We start from the raw sequence: 16982 nt of genomic DNA, 5'->3' as shown, positions 1-16982 counted from the left end.
TAGACGATGCAAACCCCGCGAGGTGCCAAACCTCGCAGACCTCAGGGAACCCCTTTCGGGAGACCCCGGTCGGACCCGGTGCCTGGGTAGCTCAGGGGTAGAGCAGTGGATTGAAAATCCTCGTGTCGGTGGTTCGATTCCGCCCCCGGGCACCATTTTAAAAAATTAAAAACAGTTGCTCAGCTGATATTGGCGGCAAGCGCCAGATCGCTCAAATGTCCTTGGGTATCATTCGGGTAGCGCTTTGAGTCTGCCTCGCTCCACGACACTTTTGACTTCTTCGTCTATGTCCGCGCGATGGGAAACACCTGCTCTACATCGGCATCGCACCTCCGAAAAATCGGCCAGTGCGCCGAAGTGGGCCGACGCTGGTCAAAAGCCGTCTCTGGCAAAACCACCTGCGCGGGACCGTGCGCTCCTCGACTTTGAGGCATTCCCTTGCGGCCCTTCTCGCACAGGAGCTTGAACTGATGTTCTGGCGCGACAAGCGGAACCGCGTTCGCATATGGCATTAACACAGGCACAGTCGCCAAGACGGCCGAGCCGGAAAATGCGGACCGGTGTCATCCGACCGTGAATTGCCCCATCATTTCCGCATCTTCGTGTTCGAGGATATGGCAGTGATACATGAATGGCGTGTCGATCGTTGCCGGTTTGTCGAACTGGAGCAAAATCTCGGTCGGTCCTTCGACATGCACCACGTCCTTCCATCCAATCTCTGCGGGGTTGACCGCCCGCCCGCCCATGGTGACGACCTGAAAGGACACGCCGTGAACGTGAAACGGATGCGTCATCATGTCGGCATTGATGCGCCAGAGCTCGGTTTCGCCCAACTGCACCTGCTGGTCGATGCGCGACATATCATAGGGCTCACCATTGATGCCCATTGTCTGCCTGTCCTGTCCGATCAGATTGTTCAGCATGCTGCTGATCATGTTTCCGGAACTGATGTTCAAGATGAACTCGCGGGTGCGAACGGGTTCGCCGAGATCGGAGACTGTCGCGGGCAAAGACCCGGGCAATTGCACGGGACCGGATGTTGACGCATCGCCGACATCGAAAGACATGACGTCGAGTGTTGCGGTATTATTCCCGCCACCCATCATCCCGCCACTACCGACATTCTGCGAGACCAGGCGAATGGCAGACTGATCCGAGAAGTCGACGATGATTTCGGCCCGTTCTGCCGGGGCAAGACGCAGATTGACCATGGCGGCAGGCGAGGGCAGCAGGCCGCCGTCGCTGGCGACCTGATGGAATTGCCGACCGTCGGTGAAGTTGAAATCATAGATCCGGGCGTTGGATGCGTTCAGCAACCGTAAGCGCACCAGCCCCGCGGGCACGGTCAGCTTGGGACGGATCGCACCGTTGACCAGCACGTCATCTCCGTGGAAACCCTGCATCCTTCCCATCATGCCCAGATCATAGGTCAGTCTTCCCGATCGGTCGAAGCTGCGATCCTGCACGATCAGCGGAAAATCATTCACGCCATAGTCGCGGGGCAGCGGATCGTCGATTTCGGGGTCGTCGATGATAATCATGCCCGCCAGACCACGGTAGACCTGTTCGGCGGTGCGGCCGTGAACGTGACTATGGTAGAACAGGGTTGCCGCGGGATGATCGACTGGGAGCTCCGGAGACCAGGTCTTGCCCGGACCGAAGGCGAGTTGCGGCCCACCGTCCAGGTATCCAGGCACATGCATCCCGTGCCAATGGGCGGTGATCGGATCGTCGGTGCGATTTTCCACATCGATACTGGCGGTGCGCCCACGTTGGAACCGAAGGAGCGGTCCGAGATAATCCTGCCCGTAGCCCAGTGTATCGGACTCAACTCCGGGAATGAGTTCAGCTCTGCCCTTGATTGCGGACAGGATATTGCCAGCACCGGGACCGACCTCCATCACGTCCGGGATCGGCAGCGGCGCGCCCGGTTCGGCGGCGACGGTCCGTCGGCTGATTATGGCAGGTGCGGCAAGGGTCGCGACACCGAGGCTCAGAAATTGGCGCCGTTTCAAATGGATACTCCGTCTCTGGAAGGGGAAGGGTAGGTCTGAGCCGTCTCGGCAAGACAACGGACCGCGCCATGCTGGGTCAGGAACACCTTGCCGGTCAGATCGTCGAGGAAGGAGCTGGTCTTCAGCCGATCCATCACCGGCCCCTTCACCTCGCTCAGATGAAAGGTGATACCACGGGCTTTCAGGCGGCTATTGATCGCCTCAAGACTTTCCAGCGCGCTCATGTCGATCTCATTGACGGCCGAGCACATCAGGATGACGTGCTTCAGGTCGCCCCGGTCGGCGGTCATGTCATAGATCCGGTCTTCGAGGTTGCGGGCATTGGCAAAATACAGGCTCTCGTCCACGCGGATCGACAGTATGCTGTCATCCGTGATCACGTCGTGGCGGTTCACGTTGCGGTAATGCTCGGTGTCCGGAACCTGTCCCACGATGGCCATATGCGGGCGGGACGATCTATAGACGTGGATCAAAACCGAAATCAGGACACCTGCTGAAACACCCGCCTCGACACCGAAAATCAGCGTCAGCAGGATCGTCGCCGAGACGGCCGCGAAATCGGCGCGTGAATACCGCCACGTGCGTTTCAGGACCGAAAAATCGACAAGGCTCAGAACCGCGACGATGATCGTTGCGGCCAGCGTGGCATTGGGCAGGAAATAGATCAGCGGCGTCAGGGCCAGGGCTGCAATCGCAAGCCCTGCGGCGGTGAAAACGCCTGCCGCAGGGGTCCGGGCACCCGCATCGAAGTTGACGACTGAGCGTGAAAATCCACCCGTGACAGGAAAGCCGCCGCTGAAGGCCGCGCCAAGGTTGGCTGCACCAAGACCGATCAGTTCCTGGTTCGGATCGATGCGTTGGCGGCGTCTGGCCGCGAGGGTTTGTGCGACCGAAATGGATTCCACAAAGCCGATGATCGACAGCAAAATGGCCGGGCCGATCATCGCCGTCAAAACCGAGGGCTGGAACGAGGGCAGCGTCAGCGGCGGAAGCGACTGCGGCACGGAGCCGACAATATCGACACCGCGCCCGGTCAGGTCGAAAGCCCAGACCGCCAGTGTGCTGGCCACAACGGCGAAGACCGGACCAGCCTTGGCCCCCATCTCAGACAGGGTGGGGCCAAGGCCGATGCGCCGTAAAAGCGGTTTCAGCCCGCTGCGGACCCAGTAAAGAAAGACAATGACCGACAGGCCGATCGCGGCAGTGATCCAGTTGATGGAGCCAATCGTCCTCCAAAGGTCTGGGACCAGTTCCAGCAATGTATCGCCAGAGGCTTCGATACCCAGGATATGTTTCAACTGACTTGTGGCGATCAGGATGCCGCTGGCGGTGATGAATCCCGCGATGACGGGATGGGACAGGAAATTGGCAATGAACCCCAGTCGAAACACCCCAAGAAGCAGCAGAAACGCACCGGACAGGAACGCCAGCGTCAGCGCAGCGGTGGCATAGTCGATCCCCTGGTCACCCAGACCGCCGATCGCCGCCGCCGTCATCAGTGAAATGACGGCGACCGGCCCGACGGCCAGGCTGCGCGAGGTGCCGAAGATCGCATAGAGTACGATCGGCAGGATCGAGGCATAGATTCCCGCCTCGGGCGGTAATCCGGCCAGCAGCGCATAGGCCAGCGATTGCGGGATCAACATGATCGTCACGATCAATGCCGCAACCAGGTCCGCACCCAGTTTGTCCGCATTGTAGCGCCGCCCCCAGTCGAGGACGGGCAGGTATCGCGACAGCCGATGCATGGCTGTCAGGAACGAAGCGGAAGACCCGCCTTCTTCCAGGCCGCAAGGCCGCCATCAATCACCGTGGCGTCATAGCCCATCTGCTTAAGGCTGTCGGCAGCAAGCGCGGCACGGGCCCCCGAGGCACACAGGACATGCACGCGGCCTCCGCCATCGCGCCTGGCGGTCAGAGCGGCATTGCCCTTGCCGGTTTCCGGGTCGGCCTGTGCTTCGACCAGCCCGCGGGGGATATGAACCGCGCCGTCGACCGCGCCGTCGTTATCCAACTCCGCCGGTTCGCGCACATCGAGGATCATGTCGCCACCTTGCATGGCCTCATGGGCTTCGGCGGGGCTGATCGTATCGATGTGTGATCTGGCATCGGCGACAAGGTCTTTCATGGATTTGCTCATGAGTTTCGCTCCTTATTTTTCAGAATTTTCCGACTGGGATTTTCAGGTAGTGGCCGCCGTCGTCTTCCGCTTCGGGCAAATTGCCCCCGCGCAGATTGATTTGCAGCGCCGCCAGCATCCGGTCAGGCAATGACAGGATCGCATCCCGCTCTTCCCGCGTCTTGATATAGTCCTGTTTGGCAGTTCCAGCTTTTACATGGATGTTTTTCGCTTTGTGCGTCTTGACGGTCGCTTCCCACTCAGGCTCGTCCCGTCCTTTCGAACCGTAATCGTGACCGACAAAAAGTCGTGTGTCGTCGGGAAGCTCGAAGATCGCCTGAAGTGAATTCCACAGATCCTCGGTCGTGCCACCGGGGAAATCGGCGCGTGCGGTTCCACTGTCGGGTTGCATGAACGTGTCGTGAACAAAGGCCGCGTCACCGCAGATATATGTGATGGATCCCAGCGTGTGTCCCGGCGACAGCATCACGCGCATGTCCATATCGCCCAGTCTGAACGTATCGCCATCGGCAAAAAGCCGGTCAAAGTCACGCTCCGGGTCAAAGGCATCCGGCGTGTGATAGATCCCGCGCCAGATCTCGGCGATCTCTTTGACTTTCTCACCGATGGCATTCGGTGCGCCGGTGCGCTCTTTCAGTTGCGACGATGCCATCAGGTGATCGGCGTGGGGATGGGTGTCGAGGACCCATTGGACCGTAAGCCCCTCCTGTTCCACCAGGTTCAGCACCTGATCCATGCTGCGCGTATCGACCGCGAAGCTGGCAGGGTCGAAATTCAGTACCACGTCAATCAGCGCGGCCTTCTTCGTCGAGGGATCGGCGCAGATATACTGAATCGATCCGGTATCGGGTTCGTAGATGCCCCAGACATCGGGGCTGTCTTGGCCAGATGACGCGGAATGGCGCACGACCGGGTCGTTCAGCTTGGACATGATTACGCTCCTTTTTTTGCGAAGAGGGGAGATGACTTTCCGAAATCGGCCAGCACGATACCAATCAGCATTGCTGGAAGAAAAACGAGGATTCCGGTCGATCCGATTGCCAGCGAGGCCCAGGCCGGCCCCGGGCAGAACCCGCCCAGACCCCAGCCCACGCCGAAGATCGCCGCACCAGTCAGCAACGGTGCGTCTATGGTGCCGCTGGCGGGCAGGTCGAACTGCGTTCCCATGACAGGAGTGCCGCGCCGCCACACCAGACGGTAGCCGATGAAGGCAGTGACCGACGCACCGCCCATCACGAAGGCCAGGCTGGGGTCCCACGGCCCGAGTATGTCAAGGAAGTTCAGGACTTTGGCCGGATTGGCCATGCCAGAAACGATAAGACCCAGACCGAAGATCAATCCGGCGGCGAACCCTATGATATTGCGCATCTTAAGGCTCCTCAGAGGACGTGGCGAACGATGGTGGTTGTCAGTACGGCTGCGGCCACGAAGACCGCGACGGCGGCAGCAGATCGCGGCGACAGGCGCGCCAGCCCGCACACGCCGTGGCCCGAGGTACAGCCCGATCCGAAGGCAGTGCCGAAACCGACAAGAAGTCCGGCCAGCGCCATGCCCGCAAGGCTGGTCGGAACGGTCTGTTGCGGAAACGATCCCGTCGCCAGCAGCACGGCCAATGGGGCGACCACCAGCCCCAGCAAAAATGACAACCGCCAGCTTCGGTCACCGGTTGTTGCCAGACCCGGAACCGCGGATGTCAGGCCTTTTGTGATCCCTGCAATCCCGGCAATCTTGCCGAACATTCCCATGACCATGACGGCGCTCAGGCCGATCAGCACACCTCCGAGCAGAGAAAGCCAGGGAGTAAATTCTGTCGCGACCACGGGTCCCATGCGGTATCCTTCGATTTATATATTGCAGATCGTCTGTAATGAGACCATATGTAAGCAATGTCTAAATTAGTCAATACTGATGCAATAAAACGTCGACCACCCCTCGATGTGCTTGAGGCGCGCGCGGAAGATGTCGCCGCTCAACTGGCACTTCTGTCCAATGCGAACCGTCTGATGGTTTTGTGCCATCTTTTAGAGGGCGAGCAATCAGTCGGCGCTTTGCAAGGGCAACTCAGGCTTAGTCAGTCTGCGCTCAGCCAGCATCTGGCGCGGCTGCGCGATGCCGGAATGGTCGCCACGCGGCGGGAGCGGCAGACGATATACTACCGCATCGCAGATGTGCGGGTGCATCGTATGATCGACGCACTCTATCATATTTATTGTATGCCTGAATGACAGAATATCGTGTCGGATCCTGCCGGGCGGTTACCTGAAATCCGGGTAAGAGTTTCGACAGCAGCACCCGCATATTCGGGGACGGGACTGAGCGGAAACGCACTGGTGCCGCAATGTGTGGCAAGCACCCTGAGGTCGATGTGACAGATGCCGCTGGCACGCACATGGGCCAGAACGTTGACCTTGCATGGACGTTGCCCTTGCAGGAAAGACAACGGCCCCCATGATCGCGTCATTGCCGGATGTATTGTTCCAGTGCGGCGTCGGTTCCGTCCTGCCAGATTATTCGCAGCCAGACCTCGAAGGCGTCGACGAAGCGCGGGGCGGCGGCCAGGTCGCCGTAGAGATGTTCTTGCTCCAGCCAGGCCAGCGGGCGGGTGCGTGCAGCCTTGGCCACGGTGTTGAGATCAGCCCACATCGGATCGTTCGGCTCGATCGTGGAGCCGTCCTCCCGCGTGCCCTCGCACATGCGCGCCCAGATCGCCTCCACCAGAGCGAGGCCCGCTATGGGGGCACCGCTGGCCAATCCGTCGCGGATGATGGGATGGAGAAAGCCGGTGTGCCGGGAGGAGCCATCGAAAGCCACTCGCCGCACTGTATCGACGATGCGCGGATTGGCGAAGCGTCGGGCGATCAGCTCCACGTAATCCGAAGGTTCCATGCCCGGAACGGGGGCGACATGCGGAACGATTTCTGTCTTCTCGACCTTGTCGAAAAGCGCGGCGATGAGCGGATGTTCCATGCACCCCGAGATCGTCTCGGTTCCCAGAAGCTCTCCTGGGTTCGCGATGACCTGATGGCCCGCGTTGAGGATTCGGATTTTCATCGCTTCATAAGCGTGAACGTCGTCCGCAAAGGTCGCACCGGCCTGGTCCCATGGCGGGCGACCGGCGCAGAACGCGTCCTCGATCACCCATTGGCGGAAATTCTCATGCGTGACGGGCGCGTCGTCCGCGATGCCCAGTTCACGGACAAGAGCCAACTCGGCGGGGCCCGTCGCTGGCGCGATGGAATCGACCATGGAGTTCGGAAAGGTTGCGTTCGCATTGATCCAGTCGGCCAGCGCGGGGTCGGACAGGCGGGCGAGCGAGACGATGGTCTGGCGAAGGATGTCACCGTTGCCCTGGAGGTTGTCGCAGGACTGGCATGTGAAAGGACCCTGGTCTGCCGCGCGACGCAGACGCAGCGCCTCGATCATCGCGCCGAAGGCGGTGAGGGGCGTGCCGGGGTTTTCCGCATCGTGCCGGATATCGGGGTGGTCGGCGTCGAAGCCCTTGGTGGCGGGATCGATGTAGTATCCGCCTTCGGTCACGGTCAGGGAGACGATGCGGATATCGGTCTCGGCCATGCGGCGGATGAGGGGACCGTTTCCTTCCTCGACGGGCAGGAAATCGATCATGGAACCGATCACCTCGGCCGAGACGCTTTCGGGCGCGAGTTCGATCAATGTCGTCAGACAGTCCTGAGCCAGGAGTTTATCGCGCATTTTCGCGTCGGCTGCCCGCACCCCGGCACCGACAATTGCCCAATCCTGTGCCTTGTCGTCCTGCATGAGCCGGTGGAGATACCAGCCCTGATGCGCACGGTGGAAGTTGCCAAGGCCGATGTGGACGATGCCCGCCGTGAGCCTTGCACGATTGTAGGTCGGGACGCTGATTCCGTCTGGAAGCAGACCGAGGGTTTCGTTCGACAGGCGCATCAGCTCATCCACTGACCGCCATCCACATTATAGCACTGCGAAACGACGTAGTCGCTGTCTGATGAGGCCAGGAAGACGGCCATTGGGGCCAGGTCCGCCGGTACCGCAAAGCGTCCGGCAGGAACGCCCGCCTCGACCTCGCGTTTCTTCTGTCCTGGTTCCTTGCCCTCGAGTGTGGCGAACATCGTATCCACGTGCTTCCAGTGTTCGCCGTCCACCACACCGGGGGCGATGGCGTTCACGTTGATCCCGTGGCGGATGAGGTCCAGCCCCGCCGATTGTGTTATCGAAATGATAGCGGCCTTGGTCGAACAATAGACAAGCACCAGCGCTTCGCCCCTGCGACCGGCCTGGCTGGCCATATTGATGATCTTGCCACCATGGCCCTGGGCGATCATCTGGCGTGCGGCGGCCTGCATCGTGAAGAGTGTGCCGGCCACATTCACCGCATAGAGTCTCTCATAGCTGGTCCGTGTGATGCCAACGGTCTCGGCCGCATCGAAAAGGGCGGCATTGTTGACAAGGATGTCGAGCTTGCCCGCGCGCTTAGTCACGGCGTCGATGGCCGCGTCGATGCTCCCCTGGTCGCTGACGTCGATCCGGACGGCGTAGGCCGCGTCACCGATCTCGGCCGCGGCGGCCGTGGCGGCATCCATGTCGATGTCCGCGATACCTACCGTCGCGCCCTCACGGACATAGGCTTCGGCAAAGCCCCGGCCAATGCCGCGCGCGGCTCCGGTGATAAGGGCGGATTTGCCGTTCAGCCTCATGCGATGCGAAGTCCCTGAGCGTCGAAACGGTGAATCTTGTCGGCCTCGGGGGTCAGATATACCGTGTCGTTGTGGTGCAGGTCGATATCGCCTCCGGCGCGGACAGTGATAGTCTCGGTAAGGCCCGTGTCGTGGATGTGCAGGAACGTGTCGGAACCCAGGTGCTCGGAAAGGCCCACACGCCCTTTCCACAGACCTTCGGTCTTGGACGGGACAAGGTGCTCGGGACGTACCCCGATCGTATGGGCTCCATGCTCGGCGGCGGTGGCGCCTTCGAACAGGTTCATCGTGGGTGAGCCGATAAAGCCTGCCACAAAGAGATTGCGGGGCTTATGATAAAGTTCAAGCGGCGACCCCACCTGCTCGATATATCCAGCGCGCAGAACGACGATCTTGTCGGCCATGGTCATGGCCTCAATCTGGTCGTGCGTCACGTAGATCATCGTCGTGGCAAGATCCTTGTGCAGTTCACCGATCTCGACGCGCATTCCGTGGCGCAGGGCTGCGTCAAGGTTCGACAGTGGCTCGTCGAACAGGAAGGCGGCCGGTTCGCGCACGATGGCGCGGCCGATGGCGACACGCTGACGCTGGCCGCCCGAGAGCTGCCCCGGTCGCCGCTCGAGATAGTCGGTGAGGTTCAGAATGCTGGCCGCATGCGCGATGCGTTTGTCCTGCTCGGCCTTGTCCATCTTGGACATCCGCAATGGGAAGGCGATGTTCTTGCGAACGGACATATGCGGATAGAGCGCGTAGGACTGGAACACCATGGCAAGCCCGCGCTTGGCGGGCGATACGGTGGACACATTGCGTTCGTCAATCTCGATGTCTCCGCTCGAGACGTCTTCCAGCCCCGCGATCAGGCGCAGCAGCGTGGACTTGCCGCAGCCCGAGGGTCCGACGAAGACGACGAATTCGCCATCCTCTATCTCCAAGTCCAGAGGTGGAATGACCTCCACGTCGCCGAAGGCTTTGCGGACGCCCTTTAGAACGATGCGACCCATGTCGGTCTCCTTTACTTTACGGCGCCGAAGGTGAGGCCGCGCACGAGTTGTTTCTGGCTGAACCAGCCCATGACAAGGATGGGGGCGATGGCCAGCATCGAAGCGGCAGACAGCTTGGCGTAGAACAATCCTTCCGGCGCGGAAAAGCTGGCGATGAAGGCCGTAAGCGGCGCGGCATTCACCGTGGTCAGCAGGATTGTCCAGAAAGCCTCGTTCCAGGCCAGGATGATGTTGAGAAGGATGGTCGAGGCGATTCCCGGCACGGCCATCGGCGTGAGCACGTAGAGGATTTCAGACGAAAGGCTGGCCCCGTCCATGCGCGCAGCCTCCAGGATTTCGCCGGGAATTTCGCGGAAATAGGTATATAGCATCCAGACGATGATCGGCAGGTTGATCAGCATCAGAACGACGACCAGAAGGATGCGGCTGTCCATCACGCCCAGCCACTTCGCCAGCAGGACCAGCGGATAGAGCACGCCGACGGCCGGCAGCATCTTGGTCGAGAGCATCCAGAGCAGGACATCCTTGGTGCGCCGACCCGGCACGAATGCCATGGCCCAGGCCGCAGGCACCGCGATGAGGATGCCTAGCAGGGTGGAGCCGACGGCAATGATGATCGAGTTCATCAGCGCCTTGGGATAGTTCGACCGTTCCTGCACGGCGGTGTAGTTTTCGGTCGTCCAGTCGAACAGGAACCATACAGGCGGATCGGCGATCGCCGTGGCCTCGGTCTTGAAAGAGGTCAGGAACGTCCAGAGGATCGGGAAGAATATCGCCAGGCCGAACGCCCAGGCGAGGGCGGTCCACATGACTTTTTTCTGGGTGGTGATGGCACGGGCCATGAAGTTTCCTCCGCCTCAGTTATCGAGGTTCTTGCCGACGATCCGCATCAGGAAGATTGCGATCACATTGGCAAGAATGACGGCAATGATCCCTCCGGCGGACCCCAGGCCGACGTTCTGGCTCTCCAGCACGCGCTGGTAGACGAGATAGGTCAATGTGCGCGTCCCGAAGGCCCCGTTCGTGGTCACGAAGATCTCTGCGAAAATCGATAACAGGAAGATCGTCTGGATCAGGATGACGACGGTGATGGCCCGGCTCAGGTGAGGCAGGATGATGAAGCGGAACCGCGACAAAGCCGGCGCACCGTCCATCTCGGCGGCTTCCAATTGCTCGCTGTCGAGCGACTGCACGGCCGTCAGCAGGATCAGCGTCGCAAACGGCAGCCACTGCCATGCCACGATGACGATGATAGACAGCAGGGGCGACTGGCTCAGGAAGTCGTAGGGCTGAAAGCCCAGACCTTTGAAGAGGTAGCTGAACAGACCGTTGTCGACATTGAAGAACATATTCTTCCAGACCAGCGCCGAAACGGTCGGCATCACGAAGAATGGCGCGATCACGAGGATACGCACGAAGCCTTGGCCATACATGGGCTGATCGAGCAGAAGGGCTAACAGGACCCCGCCGATGATGGTGATCGAAAGAATTCCGGCGACCATCCAAAGCGTCGTGATCAGGGCCGACATGAACGAGCTGGAGGTCAGGAAGCGCACGTAATTGTCGAATCCGATCCAGGCGTCGAACGTGCCGCGCAGAGGGCGGTAGTCGGCAAAAGAGAAGTAGAGCGTCATGAGGAGCGGGATCAGCATCCAGACCAGCAGGACGAAAACCGCAGGTGCGATCATGATCCGGGCGGCCGATTTTGAATGTGCTGTCGCCATGACAATAGTTCCCGGATGGCCTGAAGATATACAGGATCGCGTCTAGAGAGCTTCGAATGAAGCCTGCGAAAAGTCAAACAGTGGTATAAATCGGGTATCGGACGGCACAATGGAGTGCCGTCCGACTATGAAGCGCGGCTTAGTAGCCCGCGGCTTCCATTTCTTCTGTGGTCAGCTCTTGCGCGTTGGCAAGGGCCTGCTCGGCGGTCTGATTGCCAGCAAGGGCATCCGAGAACTGCTGACCGACTTCGGAGGCGATGCCTGCGAACTCCGGGATGGCGACGAACTGCACACCCGTGTACGGCACCGGATCGACTGTCGGATTGGTCGGATCAGCCGAGTTGATGCTGTCCAGAGTCATCTTCGCGAACGGCGCCGCATCCAGATACTCCTGGTTCTCATAAAGCGAGGTGCGCGTGCCCGGAGGAACGTTGGCCCAGCCTTCGTTCGAGGCAACCAGTTCGGCGTAGGCCGGTCCTGTGGCCCAGCTGATGAACGCCTTGGCGGCTTCCTGCTTCTCGGATGATGCCGGGATGGCCAGCGACCAGGCCCAGAGCCAGTTGCCGCGCTTGCCCAGCCCGGTATCGGGGGCCAGCGCGAAGCCAACCTGATCGGCGACGGTCGAGTCGTCACCCGTCACGAAGGAGGCCGCCACGGTGGCATCGATCCACATGCCGCACTTGCCCTGCTGGAACAGGGTCAGGTTCTCGTTGAACCCGTTGTTGGCGGCACCGTTCGGACCGGACTCGTTCATCATGTCGAGGTAGAAGTTGAGCGTGGTGGCCCATGCTTCACTGTCGAACTGTGCCTTCCACTCTTCGTCGAACCAACGCGCGCCGAAGGAGTTGGACATGGCGGTCAGGAACGCCATGTTCTCGCCCCAGCCTGCCTTGCCGCGGGCACAGATGCCATTGATCTCGTTTTCACGGTCAGTCATGGCAGCAGCAGCTTCGCGGATGAAGTCCCACGTCGGGGCGTCCGGCATTTCCAGACCGGCCTTCTCCATCAGATCCTTGCGGTACATGACCATCGAGGATTCACCGTAGAACGGTGCGGCATAGAGTTCACCATCGATGGTCAGACCACCGGCGATCGCGGGCAGCAGGTCATCCGCATTCCAATCGTCGGCCATACCTTCGTTCAGCGAAACGAGCCAACCATTTCTGCCCCAGATCGGAACTTCGTAAGTGCCGATGGTCATAACGTCATACGCGCCACCGCCGGTCGAAATGTCGGTGGTGACGTTCTGCCGAAGAACGTTCTCTTCCAGCGTGACCCATTCGACGTTTATGTCGGGGTTCTTGTCATTGAAGTCGTCGGTCAGACCCTGCATCCGGATCATGTCGCCATTGTTGACGGTAGCGATCGTGATGGTCGTGGCATGGGCGTCCGCAAAGGCAGAGCCGGCGACGAGCGTAAGGGCCGTCGCTCCATAGAGCGCGTGCTTGAGTGTCATTGGTGTCCTCCCTGGACGTCTGATGCGGGGCGGACAGATTAGCCCCCACCCATATCCAATACACGAGCACCCGATATCAGTCAATTGTAATTTTACCCGCGTAAATATTTCGGGAAAGGCCGAGTCATGCCGACGTACGCATGACCAGGGTTCCGGGAAACAGCGTTTCGGTGCGCTGACGGTCCTCTTCGCTCGCTTCGATCACTGCGAAAAGCGCTTCCACGCTGTGGTCCGAAATCGCCTCGTAGTCCTGCGCGACGGTCGTCAGGGACGGACAGGTGAACCGAGAAAAGGGGTGATCGTCGTGGCCTGCTATACGCATCGCGCAACCGTGTCCTCGACCTACGCGCAGACCTTTTTCATAGGCCGCCGCAAGCAGACCGATGGCAAGACGATCATTCGAGCACAGGACCGTATTGGTGGCGAACCTGCGCCCTTCGATTGCCCGGATGCCTTCGGCATGACCTATTTCCTCGAACGCCCAGCCGTCCCCATCCACATGGACGATATGAGGCTGGTGCCCCAGGCCCATCATCGCTTCGGTATAGGCGCGGCGACGCTTGTTGGCATTGGGGTTAACCGGAGCCATCTCGAAGAAACAGGGCGGTTCTCCCGTCCGGCACAGATACTCCACCATCAGGGGGATCGACTGAAAGTTATCCGAACCGACGAAGGCCTCACCGACGCCCTCGACATTCGCGTCGAAGAGCACCGTGGGCACATCTTCACAGAAGCTCTCGAGGAGGTCACGGTCCGAACTGCGCCCGAGCGGGGCAAGCAGCACACCGGCGGGCTTGAGCGAGCGCAGGCTGCGGAGGATGTCCGTTTCCAGTTCGGTCCGACCGTGCGAGCTGAAGAGAAGTGGAGAGAAACCCGCGTCTATGCAACGCTGCTCTATATTTCGGGCCATTTCGGCAAAGAACGGGTCTGCAAGATAGGGGACTACGATGCCGATTGTCTTGGTCAGGCGACGGTTCTGATTGATAGCATAGATATTCGGGCTGTAATCATAGGTCTTCAGCGCCTGTTCGATCTTTGCGCGCGTTGATTTTCGCACACTGTCCGGATCGTGAAAATATTTCGACACGGTAGGGCGGGAAATGCCGCTAACACGAGCAAAGCTTTCCATGTTTGGTATTTTCTGCAATGGAGATGCTTGCCTTCTGTGAAATTAGAGAGCTTATACTTGCAAGATCCCGTCGCGGGTGTCACCGCATCGTTACGCGAAGCAATTTATACTTTACCATAGACAAGTTTAGGCTGAGCGGTCAAGTAATCTGCCGCCTCCAGAATCCGCAACTCCATGTCTGTAACGCATGACAGAGACGTCAGTCTGATGCACAGCGACGGGGTGATGCAGTCCCCATGCGCCTGCGTGGAATGGGCGACTGTCGATCCGACCGCGTTCTTAACTGCCCTCAAGACACTCGCGCAGCAAGGTCGTGAGGTTTTCGCGCGTAAGTTCCACCGGATTGCCGCCGCAACTCGGGTCGCGCAGCGCCGCATCTACAAGCGCATCAACATCCGGGTCGACCACGCCCAGCAAGGCAAGCGAACCGGGGATGCCAAGTGCGGCGTTCATCTCTCCGACGAAAGCGTGGAACCCGTCGAAACCGTCCGCGATCCCGAGATAGTCGGCAGCCGAAGCAATCCGCTCGGCAATCGCCGGACGATTGAGACGCAGGACTGCCTGCATGAAGACGGCATTTGTCGTGCCGTGATGAGAGCCGTGAACCGCGCCGATGGGGTGCGACAACGCGTGGATCGCGCCAAGCCCCTTCTGAAACGCCGTGGCGCCCATTACGGCTGCGGACATCATGTGCGCGCGCGCCATGATATCGGTGCCGTCGGCATAGGCGCGCGGCAGATTTTCCTTCACCAGGCGCATCCCCTCAAGTGCCATGCCCTGCGACATTGGGTGGTAATGCGGCGAGCAGAAGGCTTCAAGACAATGTGCAAAGGCATCCATACCGGTCCCTGCGGTAATGGGACGAGGCATCCCGACCGTCAGTTCGGGGTCGCAGATGACCACGGTTGGCAGGATTTTGGGGTGGAAGATGATTTTCTTTTCGTGGCTGACGGAATTGGTGATGACAGACGCGCGACCGACTTCGGACCCGGTTCCTGCCGTCGTCGGTACGGCGACAATGGGGGCGATGCCGTCGGCGTCCGCGCGGGTCCACCAGTCGTCGATATCCTCGAAATCCCAGATCGGTCTGGATTGGCCTGCCATGAAGGCCACAAGCTTGCCAAGGTCGAGGCCTGAGCCACCGCCGAAGGCCACCACGCCGTCATGGTCGCCGTCACGGTAGGCGCGGATGCCGGCTTCGGCATTCAGTTCGGTCGGGTTGGGATCGACTTCGGCGAAGATCGCCCGGCCCAGTCCTGCCTGTTCAAGCAGATCAAGTGTGTTCTGCGTGATCGGAAGATTCGCAAGCCCCCGGTCGGTGATCAGCAGCGGGTGACGGATGCCCGCTGCGACGCAGGCCTCCCCGATCTCGGAGATGCGACCGGCGCCGAAGCGAATCGCCGTGGGATAGGACCAGTTTGCGCGCGGTGAAGCAGTGGCGGGCATGGGATCAACCCTTCTTGAGGTGGTAGGATTTCGGACGGGTCAGATTGTGAAACCCGATTTCGGACAGGCCTCCGCCACGCCCGGTGTCCTTGCAGCCCGTCCAGCATAGTGCCGGGTCCAGGTAATCGGCGCGGTTCATGAATACCGTTCCGGTTTCGATGCGGTCGCCGATGGACTCGGCCCGGTCGGCATCGTTGGTCCAGATCGAGGCGGTCAGCCCATAGGCGCTGTCGTTCATCAGAGCAATCGCCTCCTCGTCGCCGGAAACTGGCATGATGCCGACGACGGGACCGAAACTTTCCTCGCGCATGACCCGCATATCGTGGGTCACGTCGATCAGCACCTGCGGCATGAGATAGGCTCCGCCGTCGCGGGGGAACAGCGCGGGGTCAATCAGTGTCGTCGCCCCGGCGGCCACAGCTTCGGCTGTCTGCGCGCGTATGGCGTCGGCGAAACGGGTCTGCGCCATCGGACCGAGCGTCGTGTCCGGGTCGAGCGGATCGCCGAGCACAAAGCCTTCGACAATCTTCACGACTTTGGCTGTGAAAGCGTCGAAATGTTGCTCGGCCACGTAAATGCGCTCGATCCCGCAGCAGCATTGACCCGAGTTGAACATAGCACCGTCGATCAGCGTCTCGGCGGCGGCATCCAGATCGGCGTCGTCGCAGACATAGCCGGGGTCCTTGCCGCCCAACTCCAGTCCCAGGCCGGTGAAGGTTCCCGCCGCCGCCCGCTCGATCGCCTGACCCCCGGCGACGGAGCCGGTGAAATTGACGAAGCCGAACGACCGCGCGGCGATCAGGTTCGACGTGGTGTCGTGGTCGAGGAACACATTGGCGAAAACATCCTCCGGCACACCCGCTGCGTGGAAGGCCTGCTCCAACCGCTCACCCACAAGCGGCGTCTGTGAAGCATGTTTCAGGATGACCGCGTTCCCTGCGATCAACGCGGGTGCGATGGTATTGATCGCCGTCATGAAGGGATAGTTCCAAGGTGCCACGACCAGAACGACACCCTGCGGCACCCGCTTGATCATACGGTGGAAGGCGGCGCTGTCTTCGACCACCTTTGGGGCAAGGGCGTCGGCGGCGATTTTCGCCATATACGCGGCACGTTCCTCGAAGCCGCTGAATTCGCCGCCATAGCGGATCGGGCGGCCCATCTGGTGCGCCAGTTCGGGCACGATCTCGTCGTTCATCGCTCCGATGCGAGCGACCCCGGCCATGACCCGTTCGATCCGTTCGGCCAACGGGCGCGCGGCCCAGTCGTTCTGCGCGGCACGGGCGCGGGCCACCACGTCGCGCGCGGCGGCGGGGTCCAGTGTTTCGCGTTCGGCAAACACGGTGCCATCGATGGGAGAGATGCAGCGGATCATAT

Annotated in this window: 16 protein-coding genes, 1 tRNA gene and 1 pseudogene; 3 read left to right on the top strand and 15 right to left on the bottom strand. The window is 60.6% G+C overall.

Going from position 1 to position 16982, the window contains the following annotated elements; all coding sequences use genetic code 11:
- Positions 1-80 precede the first annotated feature (80 nt).
- Positions 81-155 (top strand) — tRNA-Phe (locus tag BMY38_RS13365).
- 150 nt (positions 156-305) lie between these two features.
- Positions 306-515, top strand: a pseudogene (locus tag BMY38_RS18745) (GIY-YIG nuclease family protein); the annotation flags it as partial.
- Positions 516-563: 48 nt separating this feature from the next.
- Here the strand turns inward: BMY38_RS18745 and BMY38_RS13360 are convergent.
- From BMY38_RS13360 to BMY38_RS13335, 6 genes are read right to left on the bottom strand one after another with little or no spacing between them, the layout of a single operon-like run.
- Positions 564-2015, bottom strand: coding sequence for a multicopper oxidase family protein (locus BMY38_RS13360; RefSeq protein ID WP_139204717.1), 1452 nt, complete (start codon positions 2013-2015; stop codon positions 564-566).
- Positions 2012-3763 carry a SulP family inorganic anion transporter gene (locus BMY38_RS13355; protein WP_092763610.1) on the bottom strand — a complete coding sequence of 584 codons (1752 nt, stop codon included), beginning with the start codon at positions 3761-3763 and terminating at the stop codon, positions 2012-2014. Before BMY38_RS13355 ends, BMY38_RS13360 begins: the two co-directional genes overlap by 4 nt.
- A gap of 5 nt (positions 3764-3768) precedes the next feature.
- Positions 3769-4155 (bottom strand): rhodanese-like domain-containing protein, encoded by a 387-nt coding sequence (locus BMY38_RS13350; RefSeq protein WP_092763608.1) that lies wholly within the window; start codon positions 4153-4155, stop codon positions 3769-3771.
- 19 nt (positions 4156-4174) lie between these two features.
- Positions 4175-5086 carry an MBL fold metallo-hydrolase gene (locus BMY38_RS13345; RefSeq protein ID WP_175495888.1) on the bottom strand — a complete coding sequence of 304 codons (912 nt, stop codon included), beginning with the start codon at positions 5084-5086 and terminating at the stop codon, positions 4175-4177.
- Positions 5087-5088: 2 nt separating this feature from the next.
- Positions 5089-5523: a DUF6691 family protein gene (locus BMY38_RS13340; protein WP_092763860.1), complete on the bottom strand. Its 435-nt coding sequence runs from the start codon at positions 5521-5523 to the stop codon at positions 5089-5091.
- 11 nt (positions 5524-5534) lie between these two features.
- Entirely contained in the window at positions 5535-5984 is a 450-nt protein-coding gene (locus BMY38_RS13335) for a YeeE/YedE family protein (protein WP_092763606.1), read from the bottom strand.
- 57 nt (positions 5985-6041) lie between these two features.
- Here BMY38_RS13335 and BMY38_RS13330 point away from each other — a divergent pair, with 57 nt between their 5' ends.
- Positions 6042-6380: an ArsR/SmtB family transcription factor gene (locus BMY38_RS13330; RefSeq protein WP_092763604.1), complete on the top strand. Its 339-nt coding sequence runs from the start codon at positions 6042-6044 to the stop codon at positions 6378-6380.
- 232 nt (positions 6381-6612) lie between these two features.
- Here the strand turns inward: BMY38_RS13330 and BMY38_RS13325 are convergent, their stop codons facing one another.
- The 9 genes from BMY38_RS13325 to BMY38_RS13285 all read right to left on the bottom strand — a co-directional run bounded on the left by BMY38_RS13325 (position 6613) and on the right by BMY38_RS13285 (position 16980).
- Entirely contained in the window at positions 6613-8079 is a 1467-nt protein-coding gene (locus BMY38_RS13325) for a mannitol dehydrogenase family protein (RefSeq protein ID WP_092763602.1), read from the bottom strand.
- Positions 8079-8849 (bottom strand): L-iditol 2-dehydrogenase, encoded by a 771-nt coding sequence (locus BMY38_RS13320; RefSeq protein WP_092763600.1) that lies wholly within the window; start codon positions 8847-8849, stop codon positions 8079-8081. Before BMY38_RS13320 ends, BMY38_RS13325 begins: the two co-directional genes overlap by 1 nt.
- The gene (locus BMY38_RS13315; RefSeq protein WP_092763598.1) at positions 8846-9850 is read right to left on the bottom strand and encodes an ABC transporter ATP-binding protein; all 1005 of its coding nucleotides are present in this window, start codon (positions 9848-9850) and stop codon (positions 8846-8848) included. The genes BMY38_RS13320 and BMY38_RS13315 overlap by 4 nt, the downstream gene beginning before the upstream one ends.
- Positions 9851-9861: 11 nt before the next feature.
- A complete protein-coding gene (locus BMY38_RS13310; RefSeq protein WP_092763595.1) occupies positions 9862-10692 on the bottom strand; it encodes a carbohydrate ABC transporter permease in 831 nt (276 codons plus the stop codon).
- Positions 10693-10707: 15 nt separating this feature from the next.
- Positions 10708-11574: a carbohydrate ABC transporter permease gene (locus BMY38_RS13305; RefSeq protein ID WP_092763593.1), complete on the bottom strand. Its 867-nt coding sequence runs from the start codon at positions 11572-11574 to the stop codon at positions 10708-10710.
- Between the two features lie 139 nt (positions 11575-11713).
- On the bottom strand, positions 11714-13030 hold the full coding sequence (locus BMY38_RS13300) for an ABC transporter substrate-binding protein (protein WP_092763591.1): 1317 nt from the start codon (positions 13028-13030) through the stop codon (positions 11714-11716).
- Between the two features lie 124 nt (positions 13031-13154).
- Entirely contained in the window at positions 13155-14159 is a 1005-nt protein-coding gene (locus BMY38_RS13295; protein ID WP_175495887.1) for a LacI family DNA-binding transcriptional regulator, read from the bottom strand.
- A 279-nt stretch (positions 14160-14438) separates the two neighbouring features.
- Positions 14439-15605: an iron-containing alcohol dehydrogenase gene (locus BMY38_RS13290; protein WP_092763587.1), complete on the bottom strand. Its 1167-nt coding sequence runs from the start codon at positions 15603-15605 to the stop codon at positions 14439-14441.
- Positions 15606-15609: 4 nt separating this feature from the next.
- Positions 15610-16980, bottom strand: coding sequence for an aldehyde dehydrogenase family protein (locus BMY38_RS13285; RefSeq protein WP_092763584.1), 1371 nt, complete (start codon positions 16978-16980; stop codon positions 15610-15612).
- Positions 16981-16982: the final 2 nt, after the last annotated feature.

The sequence above is a fragment of the Jannaschia helgolandensis genome (assembly GCF_900109285.1).
GTDB lineage: Bacteria > Pseudomonadota > Alphaproteobacteria > Rhodobacterales > Rhodobacteraceae > Jannaschia > Jannaschia helgolandensis.
Note: the sequence above shows the minus strand (reverse complement) of the source record. Positions and strands in the feature narration are given on the sequence as shown.